Origin of the sequence: Nostoc sp. (genome assembly GCF_036917555.1) — a bacterium.
Lineage (GTDB): Bacteria > Cyanobacteriota > Cyanobacteriia > Cyanobacteriales > Nostocaceae > Nostoc.
Window position 1 is genome coordinate 174,195 of the sequence record NZ_JBALDD010000037.1, and the last position, 7,180, is coordinate 181,374.

Sequence of the window (7,180 nt, forward strand, 5' to 3'; positions counted from 1 at the left end):
ATATCGCTTTCTCACGTTCAGCCTTAACAGTAATATTAAGGGGTACAGTACTGGCAAAAAGTTTGTTGCGGAAAACTAAACTATGGTGGCAATAACAACATCCGCAGAAAATAGGGTTTTACTCCAAAACATCAGCTGGCAGACATTTAAAACCATGCTGGCTGAAATAGGTTCAGACCGTAACTCCCGATTTGCTTATGACAATGGAACCGTAGAAGTTATCACCCCACAGATGCCGCACGAAAACTCAAATCGCTTAATTGAAGGTTTTGTTGGCGTGCTGTGCGAAGAGTTAAACTGGGAAATTAGACGCACTGGTTCATTAACTTTAACGCGGGATGATTTGCAGCGGGGAGCCGAGCCAGATAGTAGCTACTACATCCAAAATGAAGCATTAGTTCGAGATAAAGAAAATATTGACCTCGCCACCGACCCGCCCCCTGACCTGGTGCTGTAAGTGGAATATTCCAGGTCTGCAATAGACAAGCTGAGGCTTTATGCTGCGATGCGAGTCCCGGAATTTTGGCGTTATAACGGCAGTGTGTTGCGAGTCTACACACTTGCAGGTGGGCAATATTCAGAAGTCGAAACCAGCCCGACTTTTGCGCCTGTGCCAGTGAAGGAGATTCCTCGGTTTATCCAAGAAGCGAAGAAGAATGAGGAAATTGCTACTACCCGTGCTTTTCGGGCTTGGGTGCAACAGAAAATTTCTGCTAGGGATTAACTCATTCTGGCATTTTTATTATAAGTGACTTGCAAAAAATTAATAATCTCAAAGTACATGGAGACAGTTAGGGGTGCAAGGCTTTGCGCCCCTACGATAGGATGTTTTTTAACTAGAGGTTCGTTCCTAAGGGTTTGTTGAGTGCCTGCGTTCATCATACTCCTACGGTGAAGCAAGCTACGCCAAACAAACTTACCAGAAGAAGTTGTCACAGCGATCGCGCCATCATAAATGTTAAGAAAGATGTGACTAATGAATAGCCTTGTAGGAGAAAGGCTTTAATTTTTTCCTCTTCCCTACCAAAGAAGCTTGCTAAGAGGTTAATTTTCGCATTGGATTTTCCAGATAACATGAAAAGTAAACAAAATCCCCGACTTTTTAGAGAAATCGGGAACCTGAGCCTTCAATTTCCATGAAAATTGGTTAATCTCAGCAATAACTCTTCAACATCGGTAATGAATGCCAACAAACATTGACCATTTCCCACCTCCCCACTCCCCTGTTTTCTTTGCAATTGCAAGATTTACTAGGTATTTTTTCCTACTTTTGGGGTGGTTTTTAGTGAAAGAAGTACCCTAAAATTACAAAAAATCCTGAAATCTATATAAATTAATGGTTTCATCTATCCACATCAGGCTACAACACCTTAGAATGATTCATTGAAAAGTCGAGCCAATGGGATGTACAGCCGTTTTGAATAAAAATACTCCCAAAGGATGATTTTTGTATTTCCGCAAACAAGGATTTCAGTACATATGTATTAATATATATCCGTACTAAAATCTCAAGTAAACCTTCAGGAGTTTGACATGAACAAAGGTGAATTAGTTGATGCCGTAGCTGAAAAGGCTAGTGTTACCAAGAAACAAGCGGATGCAGTCTTAACTGCCGCTTTGGAAACGATTATTGAAGCGGTTTCCTCTGGTGATAAGGTGACATTGGTGGGATTTGGCTCATTTGAATCACGGGAACGTAAAGCCCGTGAAGGTCGCAACCCGAAAACAAATGAAAAAATGGAAATTCCAGCGACGAGGGTTCCTGCCTTCTCCGCAGGAAAACTGTTTAGAGAAAAGGTAGCACCCCCAAAAGCATAGGTTCTGTCTTCGGGAACCCTTTTTTAATGCGGCAACCTGCACACGGGGGAAATTTAGCCTGGGCAGCAGCACTGGCTGGCTGTCCCCCTGATGCTATTCTGGATTTTTCTGCTAGCATCAGCCCGTTGGGGCCTCCAAATAGCGCGATCGCTGCTATTAAGTCCCAAATTGGTAATCTTAAGCACTATCCAGACCCAAATTATAGTGAACTGAGACTAGCTCTCAGTCACTTCCATAAATTACCGTCTGAGTGGATTCTGCCGGGTAACGGCTCCGCAGAATTACTCACTTTAATCGGTAGGGAATTAGCTCAATTAGCCGCGACAATTTTAATAACTCCAGCCTTTGGCGACTACTACCGAACCTTGGCAGCATACAACACTAAAGTGCTGGAGTGTCCTTTGTCATTGGTCATTGGTCATTGGTCATTGACAAAGGACAAAAGACAAAAGACAAAGGACAAAGGACTATTGCTGAATAACCCCCACAACCCAACTGGAAAGCTATTTTCACGGAAGTCTATTTTGCCCTACTTGGAGCAATTTGCTTTGGTTGTGGTGGATGAAGCATTTATGGATTTTGTGCCGCCCAATGAGGAACAAAGTCTGATTCCGGTGGTGCAGGAATATCCGAATTTAGTAGTGTTGCGATCGCTGACCAAATTTTACAGTCTCCCAGGACTGCGATTGGGATATGCGATCGCACATCCTGACTGCCTAGCTAAATGGCAGCTATGGCGCGATCCTTGGCCTGTAAACACGCTAGCGGTGGTGGCGGCAATTGCAGCACTCCAGGATACGGAGTTTCAGCAGCAAACTTGGGCATGGCTACCACCTGCACGAAACCAACTGTTTCAGGGTTTAAATGAAATCCCAGGATTTCAACCCCAAGCAAGTGCTGCTAACTTTTTACTGGTTGAGTCCCAAGAATCTACTTCCCAGTTACAGCAACAATTACTCAAGTATCACCAGATTTTAATCCGCGATTGCCTTAGTTTTAAAGAACTAGGCGATCGCTTTTTCCGGGTTGCTATACGTGAAGAGTCCGATAACCAACGCTTATTAACAGCGCTAAAAGAGAGTTAGGAGTTATAAGTTATAAGTTAGGACTTATAAGTTAAAAAAGGTTTTAATTCTTAACTGCTAATTCTTAACTCTTAATTTCTAACTCATAACTCTAATTAAATTCACGTGACCGTTGACTACGATGTTGTAATTATTGGTGGCAGTCTTGCTGGATACTATGCTGCCCTTGCTGCAACCCAACTACGTGCTACAGTTGCCCTGGTACAACCCAAAGTAGACTACGGGTTTACTCATCACCATGCTCTTACCGAAATTGGTAAACTAGCGCAGAAGTTGAAGGATGCGGCTGGTTTTGGTATTCATGCCACACACACTGATACCTCAGAAGAATGCCACATATCTATGGCATGGCAAGAAGCGATGCTGTATGCTCAATCCGTCGCCTCAAATCTCCAAGAACAGCATTCCCCTGCCATCCTAGCTGCGCAGGGAGTCGATGTGATCGTTGGCAGTGGTCAATTTCAATCTTTACCCCAATTGGCTTTTGCCGTTAACAATCGCCTACTACGCGCTCGTACTTATTTGCTGGCTAGTGGTTCGCGTCCAGAAATTCCTGAGATTGAAGGATTGCAAACCACTGGCTATCTAACTCTTTCTAATATTTGGCAATCCTTACAGGGAGCGACATTACCCAAAAATTGGGTAATTATCGGTGGAATTCCCCAAAGCATTGAAATCACTCAAACTTTAGCAAGGTTTGGTTGCAGTGTGACGCTGGTAGTCAAGCATCCTTATGTTCTTCCATATCTAGACCCTGAGATAGCCATATTGCTTCAGGCGCAGTTGGAAGTCGAAGGTGTACGCGTCCTCACCAAAAAACCAGTAACTCAGGTGAGGCTAATTGAGAATAAAAAGTGGATTCAAGCAGGAGATAAGGCCATTGAAACTGATGAAATTTTAGTGGCGACTGGACAACAGCCGAATCTTGAATCCCTAAATCTGGCAGCAGTAGGTGTGAAATGGCATCGGCGTAGCTTAGTTGTGAATGATAAGCTGCAAACCACTAACCACCGCATTTATGCTTGTGGTGATGTAATTGGTGGTTACGACTTTGCCAATATCGCTAATTATGAAGCAAAAATTGCGCTGAACAATGCACTCTTTTTCCCCAGGTTGCGAGTAGATTATCGCTCCATTCCTTGGGCGATGTTTTCTGTGCCGATGCTGGCACAAGTGGGTTTGACAGAGGCACAGGCAAAACGCCTATTTAGCCGAGATAAAATTTTAGTTTTGCGACAATATTTTAAAACAGTGGCAGCAGCCCAACTTCGGGACGAAACCACTGGTATGTGTAAATTAATTGTGCTACACAACGGCGAAATTTTGGGAGCTTCGATATTGGGGGCAGAAGCTGGCGAATTAATTAATTTGATTGCCTTAGCAATATCACAAAAAATTAAAGTCAAACATCTAGCAAATTTATCTCCTGCCTACCCCAGTTTTTCAGAAATTCTGGAACGAACTGCAAGAGAGTGGAGTAAGCAGAGGTTAAATACCAACATTCCTTTGCAAGAGTTTTTAGAAGGCTTCTTCCATTTCTGCCGCAATTGGAATTAGCACTTACGCACGGAGTTGTCACTATAATAACTTAAAGAAGGTGCTGATATTATTACTGACTTTGCCAATATTGACAGCACCTTAATTGCAAACGCAACGTCATCAAAATTGGGGAGCATTCCTCAAAATTGAGCTTAGAGGATGTTTTAAAAGGGTATTTTGCTCTCATAGTTAGCACAGCCAAGCATCTCAGTACATGGCTAAAACCTTAATTTTTCGTCACACTTAACCCCGTACTGAATAGCAAAATTATACCTTTCGGGACTTTTAAAACATCCTCTTATTATTTTTGTTGAACTGCAAACTTAAGCTCTGTCAACTCTAATTCTCCTCCGGTTGTTGTTAATACTAAATTAATGCCTAAAACACTTTTTCCTGTAGTTGTATAGTTAGTTGGAAGTATTTTCTTGGTCAAATCAAAATTCGTAGCACTTCCATATGTTATTTGATATGGTGTTACTTTATCGCCAAGTAAAAATGATGTGATAGCTACTCTTACTGGTGCTTTCTTTACTACACCTTTTAAAGCTAAAGGCACGAGCCTAAATTGCTTTTGAGTATTAGAGGTATCAATTCTAACGATACATCTAGCCCTTGACGATTGTGCCTTTACAGTTATAGGAGCGCCAAGCGTCAACTGACTTATTTGCGGATCGAAACTTATATTACATCCCTTATTAACCGAAAATCGTGGCTGGTTGTTTATTGGAGCAGCAGCGCTAGATGAATTGGCATCATAAGAATAGAAAAAAAACAAGCACATTAATATGAAAAAATTACGTGCATCACTTAATCTCAACATCATCTTATTCTCCATGAACAGAAATTTATAATCTTAAAGAAGAATACATTCGGTAGATTCAATGAGTGGGAGATTTAGACTCACCACTCATTGAAGACCACTAAATTTGGAATTTGGTGCGGTGTATCACCATCTATCCGCAGAATCGCTAAAAGCAACGACTAGCAACGCTTTAGGTCAAAATAAAGTATCACATCCCCAGCATTTATATCGGCTGTATCAACGAAAATAGAACTTCCTCGCGAGGATTGTGCAGTCAGATTAATACCTAATAATCCTTGTCCACCACCACTACATAAACCTGTAGCAGCTAGAACAGTAATCTCATCTTGCTCCGCAAATGCCTTACTCCCTGTAAACTTGCTAGTTTTAGGGGGAGCTACGGCTTGACCAAGAGCGCCACCACTAAAGCTATAAGTTCTGTTTAAGCTGGTACCTTTACTCCCTCTATCAATATCAGTAGTTCCTTGGTACAGTACTTGTACATTTTGGACGATGAAACCACTTGGAATAAAAGTTTGAACACGTAAAATACACTTTTGACGCTGACCATTGAATGCACTAAAGTTATCCAAAACAATCGATAAGCTTCTACCATCCTCTCCAGGAAGCTGATCATCAACAATACATCCACCAGACCCGATTGCATCTCCAAAAGTAATACTAGGCTCTGCAGCCAAAACCTTGGTCGCAATCACGTTGATTCCAAGAATTGTAGATATAGACAGTAATACACCAAATTGTTTAAAGTTCATATTGATTTTAGTTATGTTGCTAGAGTTGTTTTTTGATGAAAAATGCATTCAGAAGCCAGAAGGTACGAGGTATGAAGGCATCTTTGCTTTAATCCCACGCTTAAAAGCATGAGATTGAAGCAAGGATGCTTTGTGTCTGGTGTTACATATCTCGACACAATTTTGCTCTAGTAGTGGGCAATCACCCACAACTAAAGTTTTGATTGATACTTACAGGCTTCTGCCTTCTTCAATTGTGGGAAATCTTTTCAGGTATGCTTTGACAATTTTTGCTCAATCAGAAAATGAAGCATAACTGTGTATTGCTGGAGTTAACAGAAAGAAGATGGACATCAAGTTGCAAGATGTATTCTTGCTGTACGTCCATGTGGGGAAGATCATATAGTTGTCTCAATCAGGAAATATGTGTTCTCGATCACAGACATATTGTGTTTCTGAACACTGCCAACTTCAAAATAGTAGTATTGTAGTATGAAGGAGCAGTACTCCAAAGTTAGGTGCTAAAAATCAGGGGTATAAATCAGCGATTTAATAGTGCGATACCGATAGCGCAGCGTAAAGCCTTCTCTTTCAGAGACGCTAACACGAACGGTATGGCAACTCTTAGAGACGCACTCGCGTTCGCTTAGAGTGAGCCGTCAAGCGTCACAGACCGCCGTAGACATCGCAGTGAAATAGCTGTTTTTATTGAGAATCTACATGATGAGTGGCTGAAATTCTAGTCATAGACTGGGAACGAGGTAATTGGGAGTGCCTTAAAAACCCTGCATGAAAATCCAAACTACTCCCGCCGCTGTTAGAGGTACACTGAGGTTATCTGTGCCGTGGGGCGAGACTGCCTCTGCGAGGGTTGCAAAAGTAGCAGTTACCACCGCCGTCAACAAGGCCCATCCTAAATTTAAAGGTGTTGCTAGGGGACTCAGCGACGAACCAGGTAGCAGTAACAGCACCAAGAAAATCACTACTGTACTGGCTACAAACATTGCTGCTGAACCTTCCCAGGAACGTACAGAACTTCCCACTTGGTATTTATGCTGTCCAAAACGTTTACCGATTAATGCTGCTAATGATTAAACTCAACGAGGTTGTCACCAACCCCGTTGGTCTTCAAAACCGTGCATGAGAGTTTCCAACTCACACGGCTCCTCAATGATTCGGTGCTT

At 42.1% G+C, this 7,180-nt stretch carries 7 protein-coding genes and 1 pseudogene; 4 read left to right on the forward strand and 4 right to left on the reverse strand.

Features of this window, described 5'->3' with window-relative positions; genetic code table 11:
- Positions 1–82: 82 nt before the first annotated feature.
- Positions 83–724, forward strand: a pseudogene (locus tag V7K60_RS16135) (Uma2 family endonuclease).
- 208 nt (positions 725–932) lie between these two features.
- Here the strand turns inward: V7K60_RS16135 and V7K60_RS16140 are convergent.
- The gene (locus tag V7K60_RS16140) at positions 933–1,076 is read right to left on the reverse strand and encodes a hypothetical protein (protein WP_334926854.1); all 144 of its coding nucleotides are present in this window, start codon (positions 1,074–1,076) and stop codon (positions 933–935) included.
- Positions 1,077–1,533: 457 nt separating this feature from the next.
- Here V7K60_RS16140 and V7K60_RS16145 point away from each other — a divergent pair, with 457 nt between their 5' ends.
- The 3 genes from V7K60_RS16145 (at position 1,534) to V7K60_RS16155 (ending at position 4,460) form a co-directional block, all read left to right on the forward strand.
- Positions 1,534–1,818 (forward strand): HU family DNA-binding protein, encoded by a 285-nt coding sequence (locus V7K60_RS16145; RefSeq protein WP_010998076.1) that lies wholly within the window; start codon positions 1,534–1,536, stop codon positions 1,816–1,818.
- Positions 1,819–1,844: 26 nt separating this feature from the next.
- Positions 1,845–2,903, forward strand: coding sequence for a threonine-phosphate decarboxylase CobD (gene cobD, locus V7K60_RS16150; RefSeq protein ID WP_334926855.1), 1,059 nt, complete (start codon positions 1,845–1,847; stop codon positions 2,901–2,903).
- Between the two features lie 105 nt (positions 2,904–3,008).
- Complete coding sequence (locus tag V7K60_RS16155) at positions 3,009–4,460, forward strand: dihydrolipoyl dehydrogenase family protein (RefSeq protein ID WP_334926856.1); 1,452 nt, start codon at positions 3,009–3,011, stop codon at positions 4,458–4,460.
- Positions 4,461–4,743: 283 nt separating this feature from the next.
- Here the strand turns inward: V7K60_RS16155 and V7K60_RS16160 are convergent, their stop codons facing one another.
- The 3 genes from V7K60_RS16160 to V7K60_RS16170 form a co-directional block, all read right to left on the reverse strand.
- A complete protein-coding gene (locus V7K60_RS16160) occupies positions 4,744–5,265 on the reverse strand; it encodes a hypothetical protein (protein ID WP_334926857.1) in 522 nt (173 codons plus the stop codon).
- A 158-nt stretch (positions 5,266–5,423) separates the two neighbouring features.
- The gene (locus V7K60_RS16165; RefSeq protein WP_334926858.1) at positions 5,424–6,017 is read right to left on the reverse strand and encodes a DUF4360 domain-containing protein; all 594 of its coding nucleotides are present in this window, start codon (positions 6,015–6,017) and stop codon (positions 5,424–5,426) included.
- Positions 6,018–6,772: 755 nt separating this feature from the next.
- A complete protein-coding gene (locus V7K60_RS16170; RefSeq protein ID WP_334926859.1) occupies positions 6,773–7,039 on the reverse strand; it encodes a hypothetical protein in 267 nt (88 codons plus the stop codon).
- Between the last annotated feature and the right edge of the window lie 141 nt (positions 7,040–7,180).

Excerpts from the sequence above, each read along its gene's own strand:
- V7K60_RS16140 (WP_334926854.1), bottom strand. The coding sequence starts at position 1,076 with ATGTTATCTGGAAAATCCAATGCGAAAATTAACCTCTTAGCAAGCTTC.
- V7K60_RS16165 (WP_334926858.1), bottom strand. The coding sequence starts at position 6,017 with ATGAACTTTAAACAATTTGGTGTATTACTGTCTATATCTACAATTCTT.
- V7K60_RS16160 (WP_334926857.1), bottom strand. The coding sequence starts at position 5,265 with ATGATGTTGAGATTAAGTGATGCACGTAATTTTTTCATATTAATGTGC.
- cobD (WP_334926855.1), top strand. The coding sequence starts at position 1,845 with ATGCGGCAACCTGCACACGGGGGAAATTTAGCCTGGGCAGCAGCACTG.
- V7K60_RS16145 (WP_010998076.1), top strand. The coding sequence starts at position 1,534 with ATGAACAAAGGTGAATTAGTTGATGCCGTAGCTGAAAAGGCTAGTGTT.